General features: G+C 51.6%; 14 protein-coding genes. 6 read left to right on the top strand and 8 right to left on the bottom strand.

Annotation, left to right across the window (positions count from 1 at the left end):
• The 4 genes from ACYZYZ_RS01930 to ACYZYZ_RS01915 form a co-directional block, all read left to right on the top strand.
• Positions 1-744 (top strand): adenosylhomocysteinase (locus ACYZYZ_RS01930; protein ID WP_461483050.1); only part of this gene is annotated, 744 nt, incomplete at its 5' end.
• 37 nt (positions 745-781) lie between these two features.
• Positions 782-1,627, top strand: a complete 846-nt coding sequence (gene metF, locus ACYZYZ_RS01925) for a methylenetetrahydrofolate reductase [NAD(P)H] (protein WP_461483049.1) — start codon at positions 782-784, stop codon at positions 1,625-1,627.
• Positions 1,628-1,631: 4 nt separating this feature from the next.
• A complete protein-coding gene (locus tag ACYZYZ_RS01920; RefSeq protein ID WP_461483048.1) occupies positions 1,632-2,366 on the top strand; it encodes a 16S rRNA (uracil(1498)-N(3))-methyltransferase in 735 nt (244 codons plus the stop codon).
• A 97-nt stretch (positions 2,367-2,463) separates the two neighbouring features.
• Positions 2,464-4,209 (top strand): putative bifunctional diguanylate cyclase/phosphodiesterase, encoded by a 1,746-nt coding sequence (locus ACYZYZ_RS01915; protein WP_461483047.1) that lies wholly within the window; start codon positions 2,464-2,466, stop codon positions 4,207-4,209.
• A gap of 87 nt (positions 4,210-4,296) precedes the next feature.
• Here ACYZYZ_RS01915 and secB read toward each other — a convergent pair whose 3' ends face one another.
• From secB to ACYZYZ_RS01895, 4 genes are all read right to left on the bottom strand, one after another.
• On the bottom strand, positions 4,297-4,758 hold the full coding sequence (gene secB / locus ACYZYZ_RS01910; RefSeq protein WP_461483046.1) for a protein-export chaperone SecB: 462 nt from the start codon (positions 4,756-4,758) through the stop codon (positions 4,297-4,299).
• 262 nt (positions 4,759-5,020) lie between these two features.
• Complete coding sequence (locus tag ACYZYZ_RS01905; protein ID WP_461483045.1) at positions 5,021-5,521, bottom strand: acetone carboxylase subunit gamma; 501 nt, start codon at positions 5,519-5,521, stop codon at positions 5,021-5,023.
• Between the two features lie 95 nt (positions 5,522-5,616).
• Positions 5,617-7,944 (bottom strand): hydantoinase B/oxoprolinase family protein, encoded by a 2,328-nt coding sequence (locus ACYZYZ_RS01900; protein ID WP_461483044.1) that lies wholly within the window; start codon positions 7,942-7,944, stop codon positions 5,617-5,619.
• A 73-nt stretch (positions 7,945-8,017) separates the two neighbouring features.
• Positions 8,018-10,162, bottom strand: coding sequence for a hydantoinase/oxoprolinase family protein (locus ACYZYZ_RS01895; RefSeq protein WP_461483043.1), 2,145 nt, complete (start codon positions 10,160-10,162; stop codon positions 8,018-8,020).
• A 463-nt stretch (positions 10,163-10,625) separates the two neighbouring features.
• Between ACYZYZ_RS01895 and ACYZYZ_RS01890 the strand changes: the two genes are divergently transcribed.
• Positions 10,626-12,593, top strand: a complete 1,968-nt coding sequence (locus tag ACYZYZ_RS01890; protein ID WP_461483042.1) for a sigma-54-dependent Fis family transcriptional regulator — start codon at positions 10,626-10,628, stop codon at positions 12,591-12,593.
• A gap of 72 nt (positions 12,594-12,665) precedes the next feature.
• On the opposite strand, the gene ACYZYZ_RS01885 is transcribed toward ACYZYZ_RS01890, so the two are convergent.
• The 3 genes from ACYZYZ_RS01885 to ACYZYZ_RS01875 are packed head-to-tail and all read right to left on the bottom strand — an operon-like array spanning position 12,666 to position 17,431.
• On the bottom strand, positions 12,666-13,136 hold the full coding sequence (locus ACYZYZ_RS01885) for a DUF2721 domain-containing protein (protein WP_461483041.1): 471 nt from the start codon (positions 13,134-13,136) through the stop codon (positions 12,666-12,668).
• Between the two features lie 9 nt (positions 13,137-13,145).
• Positions 13,146-16,271, bottom strand: a complete 3,126-nt coding sequence (locus ACYZYZ_RS01880; RefSeq protein ID WP_461483040.1) for an efflux RND transporter permease subunit — start codon at positions 16,269-16,271, stop codon at positions 13,146-13,148.
• The gene (locus ACYZYZ_RS01875) at positions 16,268-17,431 is read right to left on the bottom strand and encodes an efflux RND transporter periplasmic adaptor subunit (protein WP_461483039.1); all 1,164 of its coding nucleotides are present in this window, start codon (positions 17,429-17,431) and stop codon (positions 16,268-16,270) included. The genes ACYZYZ_RS01880 and ACYZYZ_RS01875 overlap by 4 nt, the downstream gene beginning before the upstream one ends.
• A 184-nt stretch (positions 17,432-17,615) precedes the next feature.
• On the opposite strand from ACYZYZ_RS01875, the gene ACYZYZ_RS01870 reads away from it, so the two are divergent.
• Complete coding sequence (locus ACYZYZ_RS01870; RefSeq protein ID WP_461483038.1) at positions 17,616-18,425, top strand: UDP-2,3-diacylglucosamine diphosphatase; 810 nt, start codon at positions 17,616-17,618, stop codon at positions 18,423-18,425.
• Here the strand turns inward: ACYZYZ_RS01870 and ACYZYZ_RS01865 are convergent.
• Entirely contained in the window at positions 18,422-19,777 is a 1,356-nt protein-coding gene (locus ACYZYZ_RS01865) for a UDP-glucose dehydrogenase family protein (RefSeq protein WP_461483037.1), read from the bottom strand. The two genes, ACYZYZ_RS01870 and ACYZYZ_RS01865, sit on opposite strands and share 4 nt — an antisense overlap.
• Positions 19,778-19,925 lie beyond the last annotated feature (148 nt).

The raw sequence follows: 19,925 nt of genomic DNA, 5'->3' as shown, positions 1-19,925 counted from the left end.
GCCACCGATCATTTGCTGTCAGGCAAAAAAGCTTTGGTGATTGGCTACGGCGATGTCGGCAAAGGTTCAGCCCAATCACTGCGCCAGGAAGGCATGATCGTCAAGGTGACAGAAATTGATCCCATTTGCGCCATGCAGGCCTGCATGGACGGCTTCGAAGTGGTATCACCTTACCAAAAAGGCGACCCCGTTCAGGGCGTCAACGCCGACCTGCTGGCCACGACGGATCTGGTAGTGACCTGTACCGGCAACTACAACGTCTGTGATGCCGATGTGCTCGCCGCCCTGAAGTCCGGTTGCGTGGTATGCAATATCGGCCATTTCGACAATGAAATCGATACCGCCTACATGCGAAAAAACTGGCAGTGGGAAGAAATCAAACCCCAGGTTCACAAGGTCTATCGCAATCGTGAAGCCAATGACCACCTGCTGCTGCTCTCAGAAGGCCGCCTCGTAAACCTTGGCAATGCCACCGGTCACCCAAGCCGTATTATGGACGGCTCGTTTGCCAACCAGGTTTTGGCGCAAATACACCTGTTTGATCAGAAGTTTGCGGATGCCGATGCCAATACCCAACGCGAGATGCTACGTGTCGAGGTCCTGCCGAAAAAGCTGGATGAAGAAGTAGCCGCCCATATGGTCGCCGGATTTAATGGCGTGATCACCATACTGAAGAAGGAACAGGCCGAATACATCAATGTCCCTGTGGAAGGTCCCTTCAAGGAAGACAGCTATCGCTACTGATAGCCGTCATCGCTGTTACTGAATGACTGGAACAAGAATGATTATGACTGACCATCACCTCAGCTTTGAGTTTTTCCCGCCCAAAACCCCAGAGGGGCAGGAAAAATTGCGAGCCACACACACGAAGCTCGCCCGCTTTCAACCGGAGTTCTTCTCTGTCACCTACGGTGCCGGCGGCTCGACCCGTGAACATACCCGTGACATCGTGTTTGAAATCCAACAGTCCGGCTCCATGGCCACACCCCACCTTTCCTTCGGCGGGGACAGTCGCGATGCAGTAAAAAGCCTTCTGGAAAGTTATCTGGCCGCCGGCATCAAGCGTATTGTCACCTTACGCGGCGATCTTCCCTCTGGCATGGGAGACATGGCACAACTGGTATATGCCAATCAGCTGGTGGAATTTATCCGCGAACATTTTGGTGACACGTTTGAATTACTGGTTGCCTGTTATCCGGAAATTCATCCCCAGGCCGAAAGTTACGATCGCGACATTTATTGGCTTGGACAAAAATTTGCGGCCGGTGCCAGTCGCGCTATCACGCAATATTTTTTCAATCCCGACGCCTATTTCTATTACCTGGAACAGTGTCAAAAGCAGGGAATTAACCAGCCGATTATTCCAGGCATTATGCCCATCACCAACTTCCAGAATCTGGTACGCTTTTCCGATAATTGTGGTGCAGATGTCCCTCGCTGGATTCGCCAACGGCTTGCGCAATTTGGCGATGACAGCGCCAGCATCAAGGCATTTGGCCTGGAAGTCGTCACCAAGTTATGCGAAACACTCCTGGCCGGCGGCGCACCTGGGCTACACTTCTACACCATGAACCAGGCAGATACCTGCACGGCGTTGTGCCGCAATCTGGGCTTTACTGAAAGCTGACCCCATGCGTGAGATCCGGGTTTTTACCGATCAGCCCCTGACAATTGGCGCAGAGCTCACTCTGGAAGACCATGTCGCCCGTCATCTGGGCGCTGTTTTACGGCTGAAAGCAGGCGACCCGATCACGCTATTTAACGGCCTTGGTGGCGAGTATCCGTCCACCCTGACCGACTGCAGTAGTAAACGTGCCCGAGCCCGGGTTATGGATTTCGTCACTATTGAACGTGAATCGCCACTGCAGATTCACCTTGGCATCGGCCTCTCGCGGGGCGACCGCATGGACTGGGTCATCCAGAAAGCCACAGAAGCTGGCGTCAGTGAAATTACACCGCTTTTTACTGACCGCACAGAGGTGAAACTCAAAAGTGATCGCCGTGAAAAGAAACTGGGCCACTGGCAGCAAATCGTCGCAAGCGCCTGCGAACAGTGTTATCGCAACCGACTGCCCGTTATCCACGAGCCCCGCAACCTTCAACACTGGCTGAATGAAGTTTCTTCCGATAAAAAACTGGTGCTTCACCACCGTAGCGAACAGTCCCTGCGCCAATTACAGGATGAAACATGCCCCACTGTCACCCTGTTGATAGGTCCGGAGGGCGGATTGTCGCCGGAAGAGATCGAATCTGCCATTCAACAAGATTTTCAGCCACTGACACTGGGCCCAAGAGTCTTACGAACAGAAACTGCGCCAGTTGTCGCTATCAGCATCCTTCAGTCAATTTGGGGTGACTTTATCTAGCCACACCCGCCCTCTTTGTCTATCCTCCATGCTCTATATTAATTAGCCAAGAGCATTCCAATGCATCTATTCAGCTTATACCCAAGGAAGGGGTAGCATGATGAATGTGAACTATCGTACTGTTTTTATTCTCGTTATTGTTTTCATTACGCTTGTATTCACCGGCGTTTTATCCGCGGGCTTTCTGGGTGAGAACGACGTTTTTTCGATTGACTGGAAATTCCTTACCTATACGGTGATCTCAATTTTCTCCATTTCCATGGTCGCCCTGATCACGGCAATACATCGTCTTTTTATCAAACCAATCAATGCAATCACCCAGGCGATTGAACAAAAAGCTAAGGAGGAGCACAGCCCGTTTGAGCTGTCTGGTATAGCCGGCGAGGTGATCTCACTGAACAATGCACTGTTCAATGTGTTTGATGCAGAAAGCAAAGCCAAGGCACAAATCAAGCATCTGGCCTTCTATGATAATCTCACCGGCTTAGCGAACCGGCGCCTCTTCAAATCCTATCTCGGCAGCTCGATTGCCTCCTGCGCACGCAGCCAGAAAAAATTGGCTTTGTTATTTATTGATCTGGATAACTTCAAAGTCATTAACGATCACTATGGTCACCAGATCGGCGACCGGGTTCTGGCTGAGTTTGCCAATCGTATCAAGCGGATCACCCGAGGAACTGACCTGGTCTCAGTCATCAATCCGGATGAAAGCAGCAGTATTGCGCGCTTGGCGGGCGATGAATTCGCCATTTTACTGTCGGGACTGACAGACACCATGGCGACGGTTTCAGTTGCTGAGCGGATTCTTGAATCTACACACCAGCCGGTTGAAATTGAGAATCACAAGCTCTATGTGCAGGCATCCATTGGTATCGCCACCTATCCCGATGATGCCCTCAATGCCGACGAGCTGATTCGCTATGCAGATGCTGCCATGTACCAGGCTAAAACCTCCGGCAAACATACCTACCATTTCTTCTCCAAAACGCTGTCTAAAATTCTCCAGAGGCAACGTCAGGTTCAGGAAGCCCTGCGCACAGCATTACTTAACGATGAATTTTATCTGGAATTCCACCCCTATGTTGATTCCAAGGAATTCAAACTGGCTGGCGTAGAGTTGCTGTTGCGCTGGCAGAGCCAAACCCTGGGCAATGTTTCACCTGAAGAATTTGTGCCCATTGCCGAATCCTGCGGCTTGATGAAAGAGATCGATGCCTGGGTCATCAGTGAAGGCTGCGAAATGCTGAGCGACTGGCGAAAGCGTGGTTTGCCCCCTGTTCGCTGCTCTATCAACCTTTCTGCCAGCGAACTTCGCAACCGCGCACTTCCGGCCTTTATCGATGCGTGCCTTAAGAGCCATGATTTGTCTCCATCAGACCTGGAGCTTGAGATTACCGAGACAAAACTGGTGGATCACGATGATCGTACTATTCAAGTGCTGGAAGGACTGAACAGAATGGGTCTGTCGCTCGCACTCGATGATTTTGGCAGCGGCTTTACCTCATTGAACCAGCTTGTGGCTTTTCCCGTTCATAAGCTGAAAATAGACAAGACATTTATTGCTGAACTCAATGACAAAGAACGCCTGTTTAAAATTGCCGATGTCATTCTGATGCTTAGCCGATCCTATAATCTGTCAGCGACTGCTGAAGGTGTAGAAAATATTCACCAGGCGCACTACTTGTCACAGTCTGGCTGCCAATATTTGCAAGGCTATTATTTCAGCGAGCCAGTTTCTCGTCAGTCATTCGAGGCAATGCTGGCTAAAGACAACCGTACCCTTCCCATGCCCAGCGCCAGTATCACATCTATAGATAGCGGGGCCACACGCCGAACATATTAGTACCAAGCTAGCTCTCGGTTCCCATATATTTTTTAAAAAAAAGCCGCTTTCCCAACAGAAAACGGCTTTTTTATTGAGTTATGCGGATTAATTGGTTTTTTCTTCTTTGCCCGCTTTTTTCTCCTGGTACAGCGCATCAAAATTGACAGGCGCAAGCATCAGGGGAGGGAAACCACCCTTGATCAACATGTGATCAACGGTTTCGCGAAGATAGGGGAACATGATAGCGGGGCATGCTGATCCAAGCGCCTCTTCCAGATGCTCTTTTGAGAATCCGCTGATCATAAAAAGTGCAGCCTGTTCAACAACCAGCTTGAAGGCCCCGATATTACTGGATGTATTGTGGGCTTTGATCGAGACAGTCAAGAGAACTTCATAGCGACCTTCTTCAATCGTATTGCTTTTAATATCCATATCCAGCGCAATTTCCGGTTTCCAGTCATCACGGAATACCGTCGCAGCATTTGGCGCTTCATACTCAGTACGCTTTATATAAATTTTCTGCATTGAAAAATGCGGCCCGTTATTAGCTTGTCCAGCTTGAGACATAGTAATTTCCTCAATTTCTACACATATGAACTACGGCTCTAACAGCAGTCAGGCCATTGAATATTGTTCAATAATTTCTGGCTAGTGGTTCAGACAGATAGGCCGCGGTAGGCGGCAGGAGTGGAAGTATAGTCTCCCTGCTATCTCAAGAAAAGTCAGCTGATTATCGGGAGCAAACTCACTGGCAACACGACTATTTCAACGCTTGAGCCAGAAATAAAAAAGGTCCCGACCCTAAGGTCGGGACCCATAGCAACCACCATTAAATTTTGGCGGGAGCCGGCATTTCCAACCACTCGAAGAAAGTCTTCAAGTCGGGCTGAATGTCGTGCATGACGGGGTACCACGGAGTAGGTGCTTCCACGTCGTGCTGAATGCCGCAAGACGGGCAGTAGTACTCACGGTATACCTGCCAGTTAGTGTCGGGAGCCATGATGGCAGGATAAATCTGTTCCATCTTCTCTACACTATCGCGAACGTAGATCAGAGCATTCAGCTTCCAGTTTTTACGGTAATCACCGAAGTCGTGACCACAGTCACACATGACTACGATTTCTTGGTCAGCTTTGCGCTCAACAACGTTCAGACGTGGACCCAGAGCCAGGATCACTTTGTCGTCATAATCAACGTTATCGTTAAGAACTTCCATGTAAAGCTTGTAGCGATCGTTATCTTTCGGCATGGAAAGCATCAGGTGGACGGTATCCCAGTCCAGATCACCTTTAACCAGGTCAGCGACCTGTTTCTTAGTGTAAGTAGACATATCTAAACTCTCTTATGTTCTGTCAATTCATCAAGTGATAGAGCGGGGTCCGGGGCTCGGGCCCCGCTCTTCCTATCTCGGCAAACAAGGTTGCCTTATTCTTCTACCATGACAACTGGGGTTACGTCGGGCAGGTCACCAATTTCCATGGTGATGCGAGCACCGTACATAGGAGTACCCAGTTCTTCTTCAGGCAGTTCCCAAGACTCAGGCAGATCCCAGAATTCTTTGAATTCCGCCAGGAATGTGGGTGACAGATAGAAGCTTGACGCAAACATTTGTTGAACGGCCAAAGACGCTTTCTTGTCGATGATGTTTTGACGCTCACCTTTCATCCACTCATGAACAGGCTGGCCGCGAGCGATACGCTCTTTGCGGATTTCAGCTTGACGAGCTTTAGTCTTGTCAGCATCAACGGTGTAAACACCTTCATCATCTTTAGTGAATACAGCACCGTAGATCTTCTGAGCGAACTCTTCGAGGATGAAGTTTTCGTTCAGATCTTCCTGGATAGCTTCAATTTCACGATCCAGCGGATCACCCAGACCCGGGCCACCACGGAGGTAGTTCAGGTACAGGTCACCGTTGTCAAACATTTCTTCAGTAGTAATACACTGCTTGTCACGCTTGACGATCGCACCTGGCTCCAGGTGTTTTTCATACTCGCAATCGCGAGGATCGCGATCTTGACCCAGCGGCAGAGATTTGCCTTCAGCGATACGCTGCTTCAGACCGGTTTTGTGAGCTTCAAAACGGTAGCCAGTAGCTGACGGATAACCACCCATCAGGCCCCAGTCACTGTTCATGTAGCCATTACCCATGAAGAACATGGTCCAGTCAGTGGAGTTCCAAACCATACGCAGTGTTTCGTAACCCAGACCACCGCGGTACTTACCGTAACCACCGGTGTTAGTCTTGATACGACGACCCATGTACAGCAGAGGCTCAGCCAGTTCCCAGATCTCGATATCACCCATATCACCTTCAGGGTTCCAGATCGCAGCAGCGTGGTTCAGACCATCTTTAACAGCACATGCACCAGTACCACAAGCAGCAGTTTCGAAGCTGTTAACCGCGTGGATTTCACCGTCTTGGTTTACACCGCCGCCTTGCAGCCAGTTACAGGGGTTGGAGTTTCCTGCGTTAACTTCTTCCAGGTAACCGCGACCGAAGTAGGTACGGCTCAGGCCGCGCCACAAGGAGCTCCAGGAAGATACCAGGAAGTGCCATGCGTCAGCGTGAGCTGTACGACGGTCATCCGGGTTAGTCCAGGTGCCTTTAGGGCAACGGAATTGGGTCGCATAACGAGGGCCATCATTGATACGCTCGGTAGGAACCAGAGTCTGAGTCATCATTACCCAGATACCGGAAGTAAATGCAGTCGGGTTGGTGTTATAAGTGTGCCAACCCCAACGGCTGCAGCCTTCGAAGTCCAGACGCCAGGTAGCATCAGCGTTCACAGTGATGGTACAAGGCGCATGCATGATGGTGTCCACTTTCGCGAAGGTAGACGGTACATGAACGTCCGGATGAGTGTAAGGAACGTCAACGAATGCAACGGTCTTAACTTTACCGGGGATACACATAGCACGGATACGGCTGATCAGACCACGACGGCCATCTTCAACCACTTCGTACATGAACTTCTCAACAGCTTCCGCGCCTTCCTCTTCAACTACTTCGAGAAGCATGTCACGGATCATGTGGGCACCAGCAATACGGGTTTTCTCATCGAGAATCCAGTACTTGGTGGTACGTACGTTACGTTGAGACTCGTGCAGGTAGTCGCGCAGCGGGGTATCTTTACGGCCGGTTTTACGGCAGCTGATCTGAATACCATCACCAAAACGCTGGATTTGGCCGTTGGACATGGAGCCAGGACCTACCGCACCAGTATCGATTACGTGGGTCATACCACCGACCCAACCGATCAGCACGCCATCGTGGAAGATGGGAACGATGGTCGCGATATCACAGGGGTGAACGTTACCAATTTGGCAGTCGTTGTTGGTGAACATATCACCGTCTTCGATGCCGGGGTTCGCTTCCCAGTTGTTCTGGATCATGTATTTGATCGCAGCACCCATGGTACCCACGTGAATGATGATACCAGTAGAAGTTGCAACACAGTCACCAATGGCGTTGTACAGGGTGAAACACAGCTCACCTTCCTGCTCAACGATAGGAGAAGCAGCAATTTTCTTAGCCACTTCACGGGCATTTACCAGGCCAGCACGAACCTTGGAGAAGATACGCTCAAAGCCGATAGGATCAGCATCTTTGAACTCCAGTTTTTCCAGACCGTCGTAAAAGCCACTTTTAGCAGTGCGCTCCAGAACAGCATTACGGTGCTCGTTCAGAGTCATGCCACTTTTCAGCAGTGAGCCCGGTTTTGTACCTAGGGGGTTTTGTAAAATAGTCATTTTTTATCCTCTGTATCTTTTCGTCTATTTAGTCGACGTTAGCAATTCTCTATGGATAGCTAGTACTCAGTCCTTATACTTCGATCAAGTGGTACAGACGGTGTCCGTCTAACCAGGTTTCGAAGCCAGTAGGAACAACATAAGTAGTAGCATCGGACTCAATAACAGCAGGACCAGTAATACGGTTGCCTGGCAGCAGAGATTCCATTTTGTAGAGTTTTGCTTCAACCCACTCACGGTTGTAGTAGAACGGACGAGTACCGATGAAAGCGTTTTCCGGAGGAGTCGGGCCAGCATCAGGCTCGGACGGTACAGCGGGTTTCTTGGTTGCAACAGAGCCACGCAGGATGGCACCAGTGATACCAAAGCCCAGTTCCGGAGAACGTGCTGCATCGGCGTATACACGAGCGTAGGTTTCATCAAAGGTAGTAATGAGAGCATCCCAGTCTTCTGCCTTGGAGATAGAAGCCAGAGGTGAGTTCATTTCCAGGTCGTTCAACTGACCCAGGTACTGCATGCGGTATCCGGGAGTCAGAGTCACGTCTTCTGGACCAAATCCGTTGATACGGAATTCTTCCAGAACTTTCTCAGTCAGCTCATCCCAAGCAGCTTGCAGGGTATCAACGGCGTTTTGTTTGTCCTGAGTAGTAGACTCTTTAGTAATACCGATATCAGTAGATTTATCGTAGCGGTATTCGAAGTCAGCAGTCGCACAACCGAATGCAGAGAAGCCAGCAGCCCATGCAGGGATAATGGTTTCTTTGAAGCCCAGGCCTTTGGTGTAACCGTAGGCGTGAACCGGACCACCACCACCGTAGGAGAAGCACACGAATTCACTCGGGCTGTAACCTTTAGCAGAGATCATTGCACGCAGGTGTTGACGCAGAGACAGGTCAAGCAGTTCGATTACACCGGCAGCTGCATCTTCCAGAGACAGACCCAGCGGATCAGCAACTTGCTCTTTAACACACTGCTTAGCACGCGGTACGTCCAGCTCCAGAATACCACCGAGGAAGTTGTCGGGGTTCAGGTAACCGAGGATGATGTGACAGTCAGTTACAGACACAGTGTCAACACCGCCTTCGGGCCAGCAAGTACCTACACGGTAACCAGCTGAGTCAGGACCCAGTTTGATGGAGTTACTGTAAGGATCGATACGTACGAAGCTGCCAGCACCCGCACCGATGGTGTCCATCGCTACCAGAGGCAGAGACAGTACCAGACGCGCCATATCGCCATCTTGGTGGATAGAGAACTGACCTTTAACGATCAAGGCCATATCGAAGCTAGTACCACCGATGTCGGAACATGCGATGTTGTCGATACCCAGCTGTTGAGCCAGATACTTAGCACCGATTACACCACCGATAGGACCGGATACCAGAGTACGTGCCAGCTCTTTCGCTTTCCAGCTGATAGTACCACCGTGAGATGCCATCACGCGCACGTCGTAGTTGGCGCCAACAGCTTTCATACGATCGCTCAAGGTAGACAGAATCGCACGAGAAGGCTCGGCCGCGTATGCTTCCAGAATAGTAGTGTTAGTACGGTGAGTTTCTTTACGTACTGGGTAGTAATCAACAGAAGCAAATACAGGGATATCTACACCCTTTTCCTTAATAACTTCTTTTACTACGTCACGAACAGCACGCTCGTGGTCACCATTCAAGTATGAACTCAGGAAGCTGATTACGATGGCTTTAACGCCTTGATCAATCAGCTCAGCAGCAGCATCACGGGCTTCATCCAGACGAACGGGGAATACCACGCCGCCTTTAGAGTCAACACGCTCGGTTACACCGCGAGTGTCATGTACGTGAACCAGAGGCTCGTCGTAACGGTGAGTGTTAAGGTGCAGACGATCTTCAAAGGCATAACCAAGGTAGCACTGAATCGCACGGCCCATACGGTGAAAATCTTCAAAGCCTTTACTTACGATCAGACCAGTGCGCAGACCTTTACGGCCAACAACCCGGTTCAGCATGGCCGTACCGGAGAATACGCAGGTTACCATTTGCGGGAAAACTTCTTCTACAGTAAAGCCCCAGTGAGCAAGTGCATCCTTACTGGACTCCATTACTGCTGATGGCTCATCCACGTCACTCTGTGCTTTGCCTACAACAAACTCGCCGTCAGCGCGCACAAAAAAAGTATCGGTCATCGTGCCGCCGGCATCGATACCCAAAACTTCTACAGGATTGGTTGTTAAATCATTCAAGGTTATATCCTCTAGTTATGTTGATTTACTACTCCTCCTCCCCCATTCATTGGCCCCATTGACGAGACCGTTAGTTATGATTTTAGGGAGGAGTGCCCTCGCTACAGCTACAGCAATAGCCGTGCCAATTTTAATTTATTGTTAAATTTTATTGTCTTATAAGGGTTTTCAAATCAATGCCCACCTAAACCGTCCGAAAAACGTTCGAATATCAGTCGCAGGCCGGACATTAATCGAACACGGATTAAACCATGGCACCTATAACATGTCTACGACCATAGTATTAATCGCCATTTACCGCTCCATATTGGCAGAATTCGGCCTCAAATCTAGCTTTTTCACCCTCCAGACGCCCCTTAAGCCCTTCTAAAACTTGTATTTTCACTCTCAGGAGACGAAGATACGCAGTCCTACTCTATAATTTCAGTGTAATAACTATAAAAAGTCGGCGAGTGAGAGTGCCATGAGTTACGAATCCTCCCTTAAAGGGTCGGCTGCCGTATCGCATCCGACGCGCGTAGCGTCAGCCCGAGAAAAACTGCTGACTGACGGAAACCTGCCCGACAACACCGTGCGTTCTGTTATCGAAGCCTCCTGGCAGCGCTGTGTATCGAGCCAGGTTGACCCGCTGGTTGCCAAGCACAGCCTGGAGTTAAGCAGTGACGAACTCATGGGTATTCGTCGGCAACATAAAGAGCTCATATCAGCGTCTGAAATTATCATGCGCGAAGCCAAAGAGCTGCTTGCCGAATCCGGTACAATCATGCACCTGGTCACACCCTCGGGCATGATCCTCGATTATGAGGGCGACCCCGCCACCCTGGAGCTGGCAAATAACTTCAGTCTTATTCCTGGCGCGAACTGGAATGAACAAGCAGCAGGCACCAACGCCATCGGCACCGCTCTAAATATTGGGGCACCTGTTCAGGTTCACGCTTTTGAACATTTCTGTGAAAATATCAGTCGCTGGACCTGTTCTGCAGCAGTGATTCGCGACCCCTTTGAAAAACGCCTGTTAGGCGCACTCAATATCTCGGGTCTGAAAAACACCCTGCATGATTACTGTCTGGCATTGGCCATATCCGGTGCGCGCAGAATTGAAGGCCAGTTTGCTCAATTAAAAATGGCCCAACGTGATTTACTGCTAGGCTCCACCATTGATCACTTTACTAACTCCGGCAATGATGGTGTCTTAGTCTTTGACATGGATGGTAAGCTGGTTCGCGCCAACACCATGGCAGATAAAGTATTGGCGGCCAGAGGTATTAAGATTAACCTGACGCCATACAACCCCATACTGACATTGAACAATGAAGGCGTGTTTACTCCCGAGTCTGAACGCGCCCTGAACCAAATCGACTCCAACTGGGTCCAACCGGTCATTCATCAAGGTGAGCAGATTGGCTATCTTGCGATTATTCCACTCCCCGCTCGTCAGTCACAGAGAGCTACGAACCCAGTGACAAATGTCCCACCACCGTCCCGATCTACTGGGTTTTTCCGCCTGGTCGGTCAAAGCGCTCCCTTCCTCAAAGCGGTACAACAGGCAAAACGTATTGCCAAAGCACCGATCCCGGTTCTATTACAGGGTGAAACCGGTGTGGGCAAAGAACTCTTTGCCAGATCCATGCATGAAGAAGGTCCCTCGCAGACAGGCGAGTTTGTGGCTCTTAACTGTGGCGGCTTATCGCGTGACCTTTTGGCCGGCGAATTATTCGGCCATGTTGAAGGAGCTTTTACCGGCGCTCGACGTGGCGGCATGATCGGCAAGATAGAGGCTGCCAACGGTGGCACCCTGTTCCTGGATGAAATCGGCGAAATGCCCCTGGACCTTCAACCCATGTTCCTGAGGGTCCTGCAAGAGTCGGAAATCTGCCGTGTCGGTGAAGCCCGCCCACGCAAAGTAAACTTTCGCCTGATTGCCGCCACCAACCGTGATCTGGCGCAGGAAGTTGCAGAAGGCCGTTTCCGCATGGATCTGTACTACCGAATCTCGTCTATGACGCTGACGGTACCGCCTCTGCGCGAACGCAAGGGCGATGTCTCTCTCCTGGCACAAAATATTTTTGCTCACCTGCTGGAGCAACACTCCGGCGACCAGAAAAGGCTAAGCAAAAAAGTTTTGGAACTCTTGGAACGCCACAACTGGCCCGGCAATATTCGTGAGCTGGGCAACCTTATTACGGCGGCTTTTTTCCTGTCTGACAGTGAAGAGCTCACGCCAGATGACCTGCCCAAAGACTTTCTGGCAGCCCATTCCTCTACCTTGGAAGACGACGATGCCAACCCCCTCGATCTGGCCGAAAAAGAGGTCATCATTCGTGCCATCAGGGAACAGGGCGGCAATCTGACACAGGTTGCGAAACAGCTCAACATCGCCAAAAGTACGCTTTACATCAAGCTGAAAAAATATGGTATTGAGCGCCCATAACCAGCGACTTAAAGTCGCACAAAAAAGGCCGACAATTGTCGGCCTTTTTATTTGGCGATGCTTCAAAAACAGTTAGCTGACTTCATCCACGGAAAATTCCCGAGCAATACGCAGGGTTCTTGTAGCCAGCTGTACTTCCTTCAGAAACAGCATCAACGCCACAATCAGGAACACCAATGCCAACACGAAAAAGCCAATTATCAGGCCTCCGATATGCAGCTTCCAGAAACCACCAACAAACAAGCTGACGATTAAGGTACACACAAGTAGTGCGGCAGCCGTACACAGGCCGATGGCCCAGTTGGTGATTTTCGACCGCCGCCAGAGAATGCGCAGTTCCCGCTGACAAATGTCTTTTTGCTCCAGATCTGTGAGGCGCAGCTCCCGCAAACCCACCACTCTTGCACGATCGACGATTCGACCCAGCCTTCCTGACATGACATTTAAAAAGCCGGCGATCCCTGCCAGCAGGAACACTGGTGCAACCGCCAACTGAATAATCAGCGCCAGATCTGTGGCCGTTATGATCGGATTGATACTCAACACCACCCCCTAATTTTCATTTTCAGTACCCAACACTCCAACGCGCTGCATTTTTTCCTGCAAACGCTCCCCACAGATGTAAATGGCCGGCACCAGCAGCAGTGTCACAAACGTGGCCACCAATACACCAAATGCCAGGGAAATCACCATCGGTATCAGAAACTGAGCCTGCGCACTTCGTTCAAACAATATTGGCATCAAACCAAAAAAAGTCGTCAACGACGTCAGCACAATGGGCCTGAAGCGATCTCTGGCACCCTGCATGACAGCATCCAGAGCCTGCCACCCCTCCTTTCTGAGCTGGTTAATGCGGTCGATCAGTACCAGGTTGTCATTCACTACCACACCTGCTGCCGCCAACACGCCCATCATGGAAGGCATGCTGATTTCCTTGCCAAATAATATGTGGCCGAGAATAGCGCCGGCAATACCAAAGGGTACTGCGCTGAGAATCATGACGGGTTGCCAGTAGGAGCGAAACTCCACCGCGAGAAAAGCATAAATGGCTAACAGGGCAAGCAACATCATCTGCAGGAACCCAGTTTCAAATTCCTGTTGATCTTTCTGGGCACCGGCAATCTCCAGCGTTAACCCCGGATACTTTTCTTCCAGCGCCGGCCAGCGTTGTTGCAGCAATGCCCCGACCACCTCATTGGCCGAGGCAGCCCCCCTCGTCAATTCTGCTTCGATCTCCACCATCCGCATGCGATCGCGGCGCTTGATCTCGGTATAACCCGGCACGAAGGTCGCTTCAGCAACAGCATTGAAGGGGATTTCTCGCCCGTCATCCGTACGAATGCGCAACTGATCGAGCGAAGAAACACTAGCGCGCTCCTGCTCCGGGTAACGCACCATCACTTTGACATCTTCTTTTTCACGGGGAATTCGTTGTGCTTCAGCGCCGTAGAAGGCATTGCGCAATTGTCCTGCCACATCGCTCAGCCCGACACCCAGGGTATCAGCCCCATCCTGCAGACTGATTTCAATTTCCTGCCTGGCTGTACGCAGGGAGCTTGAGGTATTGAAAACGCCGGGATAACTGCCCAATGCCGCCTCAACTTCAGCGGTTGCAGCGCGTAAATCGTCCATGTCGCGCCCCTTTAACAGCAGATTGATGTCCTTTGGCCGCCCCATCAAGGTGTACTCGACTTCATACTCTTCGACGTTTTCCACCGGTCCAATATGTTTGCGCCACAACTCGGCAACTGCTCGCGATGACACCGAACGCGTCTCATTGCTGGCCAGCTCAAGCACCACTGAAACGACGTTTTCCTTGCTCTCGGAAAAATGGTTTACCAGCACCGAACCGCCATCTTCCGCCATCATCAGGGGTTCCTGCTTTAATCCATCAACGCCCTGCTCGATCTGCTCCATGATATCCAGCGTGCGTTGGAAACCCACTCCCTCCTGCAGCTCGACAGTAGCCCGCAAGTACTCACCTTCCACCACCGGGAAAAACGCGACCCGTAGCCATCCGGTGAAAAACACGCCGAGAACCACAATTAACACCGCGAGAAACAGGGAAATGGTGGTCGCGCTATGTGCCAGAGCTCTCGCCAGAAGGGGTCGATAGGTATTTTCAGCGAAATTTTTTAGCCCCCCTGAGGTGTGCTGACGAGCATTGCGCAACCATCGGGTTACTAGCCAACGGGGTGGCTTTTCCGGCTTCAGGTGACACAAATGTGCAGGGAGAATCAGGAACGACTCCAGCAGGGAAAAAGCCAGTGCAATCAAAGCCACTTTAGGCATTTCCTGCATCAGCTTGGTGGAATCACCAGGCAGCAAAAGCATGGGAACAAATACCACCATGGTGGTTAACACGGCGAATGTCACTGGCTTTGATACGGAATGCGCCCCGAGGATGGCACTCTCCACACCTTTCAGGCCCCGTTCATAATGTGCGTAAACACTTTCACCCACAACAATGGCATCGTCCACCACGATGCCCAGAATCAGCAGAAATGCGAACAGTGAAACTACGTTCACACTGATACCCAAATAGGGCATGACCCAGAGTGTGCCCACATAGGCAATGCCAATACCCGCAGCGACCCAGAAAGCTAGCGCCGGTCGCAGGAACAGCACCAGCAACCCAAACACCAACAGCAAGCCGCCCAGGGCATTTTTTAACAACAGATCGATACGGCTATTCAGGTAAACGGAAAGGTTGCGCCAGACAACCAACTCAACACCAGGCTGTAACGTGGGTATTTTTCTATCGATGTATTGCTGAACTGCCTCGGAAGTGGTGACCACATCCGGATTGCGCGTATTGAAGAGATTGATAAAGACCGCTGGCTTGCCGTTAAACATTGACACCAGATCCTGCTCGGCAAAACCATCATTGATATGGGCAATGTCACCGAGCGTGATTTCCGTGCCATCCGCATCAGGCAACACCACAATGCGCTCAAAATCTGCGCGGTGGTAGGCCTGTCCGCGGGTTTGCAAAACAATATCACCCGCCACTTCGCGGATTTCCCCGGCTGGCAGGTTGATGGAAGATCGACGGATGGCCGCCACCACATCCTCAAAACGCAACTGGTAGCGTCGCAATGCATCTTCCGATATCTCGACGGAAACTTCTTCCGCACGGGTTCCACCAATTTCCGCTAGAGTCACCCCCGACAGGTTCACCACCTCATCGCGAATAGTTTCAGCCAGGCGCTTAAGATCGCCCTCATTTAGCGGACCGGCAACGGCTAGGCTGAGAATTTGTGTACGGGCCAGCACTTCCTTGATTTGCGGCCTTTCGGCATCAGCCGGGAACGTGTTAATGGTATCCACGCGTGATTTCACATCATTGAGCAGCTTCTGGGTGCTGTAGCCGTCGGCCACTTCAATTTCTATCCGGCCTCCACCCTGATAGGCAAAGGAACGAATCTCCTCAATACCATCCAGGTCGTGAACTTCTTCCTCCACCCGAATACAGATCTGCTCTTCAACCTCCCGGGGGCCGGCACCGGGATATGGCACTTCGACCTGCACAACGTCTCTGGGAATTTTCGGGAACATTTCCTTGTCGAGCCCCGGAAGACTGGTAAACCCGCCCACCAGGATCATCCACATCAGAAGATTGGCAGCTATCGGATTGTTGACCCACCAGGCGATCAACCCTTTACCGGAAGCACTCATTGGTCTGACGCCACATCCGAACTGATGACGGGCTCAATGGACATGCCTTCAATCACATATCCCGGGCGCTCCAACAGTACTTTCTTACCCTGCTCGATACCGGTGACCAATGCCTGCTCACCGGAGAACTGCAACACCTGAACCGTGACGATCTGTAATTGCTGTTGATCATCCAGCACCAGCAGACGGTTTTTTTCATACAGCGCTGAACGGGGCACCGACAACACATTCTGGAAAGTTTTTCCGGCAATCTCGGCCTGCACAAACAGGCCCGTCACCATGGGCGGCTGGTGAGCCAGTGGCTCTGAAACCTCAACAATGCCGTACAGTACGCGGCTTCGGGTATCAATACTGGCCTCTGTTCGCAGTAACCAACCCTGCCAGGTAGCCTGCTCCCCGCCAACCCACGCACTCAGTGTGACAGGCAATCGCACCTGCTGGTTGGGTTGCAGAGGCAGCTGTAACAGGGCTGTCTGATCCGCCGTCAGCGGCAACCTGATTTCCGCAGTGCCAATATCAAAAATAGCGGCTACTTGCGTACCGGCACTCACGTATTGACCGAGATCGACTTCTGTCTGCCGCACCCGGCCAGCAAATGGTGCGCGAATACTGGTGCGCTCCAGGTTGATCAGCGCCTGTTGCAAATCGGCCTCCGCCGCAGCCAACGCCGCCTTTGCCGCTTTTAGCTGGGGCTCCCTCAAAAACAGGGCATTACCTTCCGTGTTGCCCAGGTCACGCCACTCACGCTTTGCCTGACGCGCCTGACCACTTTCCATAGCCAGTGTTTTCTCTGCCTCCGCCACCCGCGACCTGGCCTGGGTGACAGCGATGCGGTAGTCGCGATCATCCAACTGCAGCAATGGCTCCCCCTGTTCGAAGAAGCCACCATCGACAAAGTTCTCAGACACTGTCACCACCTGGCCGCTGACTTCTGCGGTCAGGGTAATTTCTGTCTTGGGCTGAACAGTCCCCTGCGCATAGACCATTATCTGCCTAGACTGGGGGTCTGCCACTTGTACGGGGATCTTTGGCGCCTGCTCTGTACCTGGCATTTGCGGTTGTGGCACCGGTTTGGCCGCCGCCAACAGCGTCACCACGATAATCGCCACCAGAAGAATGGACAGGGGGATAATCCAATTTTTGATTACAGCTTTGGGCACAGAGCGTTCCTTATTTAGAGAATCCATTATGGCAAAAATGGTTGCCATAGGGCGCAGCAATTGGTGAGAAAAGCCTGCGATAACAGGCCAGATATTGGGCACGGTTTTGTCATGAAAGTTTCTTTTTACTGCAACCGCGCAGTCATCTGCCTTATTTAGGCTTGTGGCAAATGAGGGAAATATTATGCGTTACAACACCATCTGGCTATCCGACATTCACTTGGGGTACCGGGACTGCAAAGCGGATTATCTGCTGTATTTCCTGAACAATACCCAAGCCAACACCCTTTACCTGGTCGATGATATCGTCGCCCTGTGGGCCATGAAAAGCTCTTTCCTCTGGCCAAAAAGTCACCACGAGGTGCTGCGAAAAATTATTGCACTCGCCAACAACGGTACACGCATTGTATACGTACCCGGTAACCACGATGGATTAGTCCGCGAAGTCATCGGTAATTCCATTCTCAACATAGAAGTTTGCGCGAACTATGTACACACCACTGCCGAAGGAAAACGTCTGCTAATGATGCACGGCGATGAACTCGATCATGCAGTGCTGTGCAGCCCTTTCCGGCGGCTGGTGGGCGATGCCAGCTACAGCTTGCTGTTGCGCATGAACCGGTGGGGCAACTGTATTCGCCGTTGGTTCGGCCTGCCTTACTGGTCACTGGCCTATTACGTGAAAAACCGCGTCAAAAATGCCCGCGAAGCCATCACAGCCTTTGAAGAAGCCGCTGCCCAGGAAGCCCGCCGTCAGCAGGTGGATGGCATTGTCTGCGGCCACATTCACCAGCCGGAAATTCGCAATATCAACGATGTGCTTTACTGTAACGACGGTGATTGGGTAGAAAGCTGTACCGCATTGGTGGAACACAGCAACGGCAAGCTGGAACTGGTCCACTGGGCGGATCTGCAACAAAGCATCAAATCTGACCTGGCGGCCAACGATGAAACCATCACGGCTCCCTATGCCCTGCCAAGGTTATCCCCTTAATTTTCACACTCCTCTAACATACCCGCCTCGGCACCACGGCCGACCGCCAGGTAGTCAAATCCCAGCGCCGACATTTTTTTCGGGTCATAGAGGTTTCGACCGTCAACGATGACTTTCTGATTCATTTTGTCGGCGAGCTGAGCAAAGTCCGGTGCCCAGAAATGTTTCCATTCAGTACAGATTACCAGCGCATCAGCACCCTTAACCGCCGCCTCCTTCGTACCCATCAACACAAGGTCCTTGCGGTCACCATAAATGCGCTGACACTCTTCCATGGCCTGAGGGTCGTACGCCTGTACCGCAGCACCCCCCTGCCACAGGGCTTCCATTAATACCCGACTCGGGGCCTCACGCATATCATCAGTGCGTGGTTTGAAGGCCAATCCCCACAAGGCAATCACCTTGCCAGCCAGATGGCCATCAAAGTAACTGTGTACCTTATCAAACAGCCGTTGCTTCTGGTGGGCATTGACCTGCTGCACCGCTGATAACAGATGGGCCTCATACCCCACTTTGTGAGCGGTCGCCTGCAGGGCCTGCACATCCTTGGGGAAACAGGAGCCCCCATAACCGCAACCGGGATAGATAAAGTGGTAGCCAATGCGGGGATCAGAACCTATGCCCTGGCGCACTTTTTCGATATCAGCACCGAGGTGTTCCGCCAGGTTGGCAATTTCATTGATAAAACTGATTTTTGTCGCGAGCATGGCATTGGCAGCGTACTTGGTCAGTTCCGCAGACCGCACATCCATCACCAGCAAGCGCTCGTGGTTGCGGTTAAAAGGCGCGTACAACTCGCGCATCAACGCCTCTACCCGCCCTGAGCTGGTACCTAGAATAATGCGATCCGGCTTCATAAAATCGGCAAGTGCGGCCCCTTCTTTCAAGAATTCAGGGTTCGACGCAACCTCAAAAGAGATATCGGCCCCACGCTGTCGTAACTGTTGCTGTACGACCTCAGAGACACGATCCGCCGTACCCACAGGCACCGTAGATTTGGTCACCACCACGGAGGGTTTTGCCAGGTAGTCACCGATGGTTTTCGCCACAGACAACACATGTCGAGTGTCTGCCGTGCCATCCTCATCGGTGGGCGTGCCCACGGCAATAAAGATGAGATCACCATGTGCCACAGCGAGCTGAGCATCACAGGTAAATTCAAGCAGCTGTTCCTGCTGGCCTTCCAACAGATAGTCTTCCAAACCCGGCTCAAAAATCGGACAGATACCCCGTTGCAACAAGGCTACCCGAGTCTCGTTCTGATCCACACAAACCACATGGTGCCCAACGTGGGCCAGGCAAGCACTGGTCACCAGTCCCACGTACCCACCGCCAAAAACCGTCACTTTCATCCGTGTATTCCCTAAAGAATTTTCTTGATGATGTGACCGTGGCATGACATGGCCATGTCAGATAGATGACGCTTTTAAGTCAACCAAGGTAGCTCTGCTCATCGCCCAATTTCAGTTACACTTAGCGTCAGACCTTGCAGCACACCGC

The organism is Porticoccus sp. (assembly GCA_023261185.1).
GTDB classification, from domain to species: Bacteria; Pseudomonadota; Gammaproteobacteria; order Pseudomonadales; family Porticoccaceae; genus Porticoccus; species Porticoccus litoralis.
This window is presented reverse-complemented; position numbering and strand designations above follow the sequence as displayed.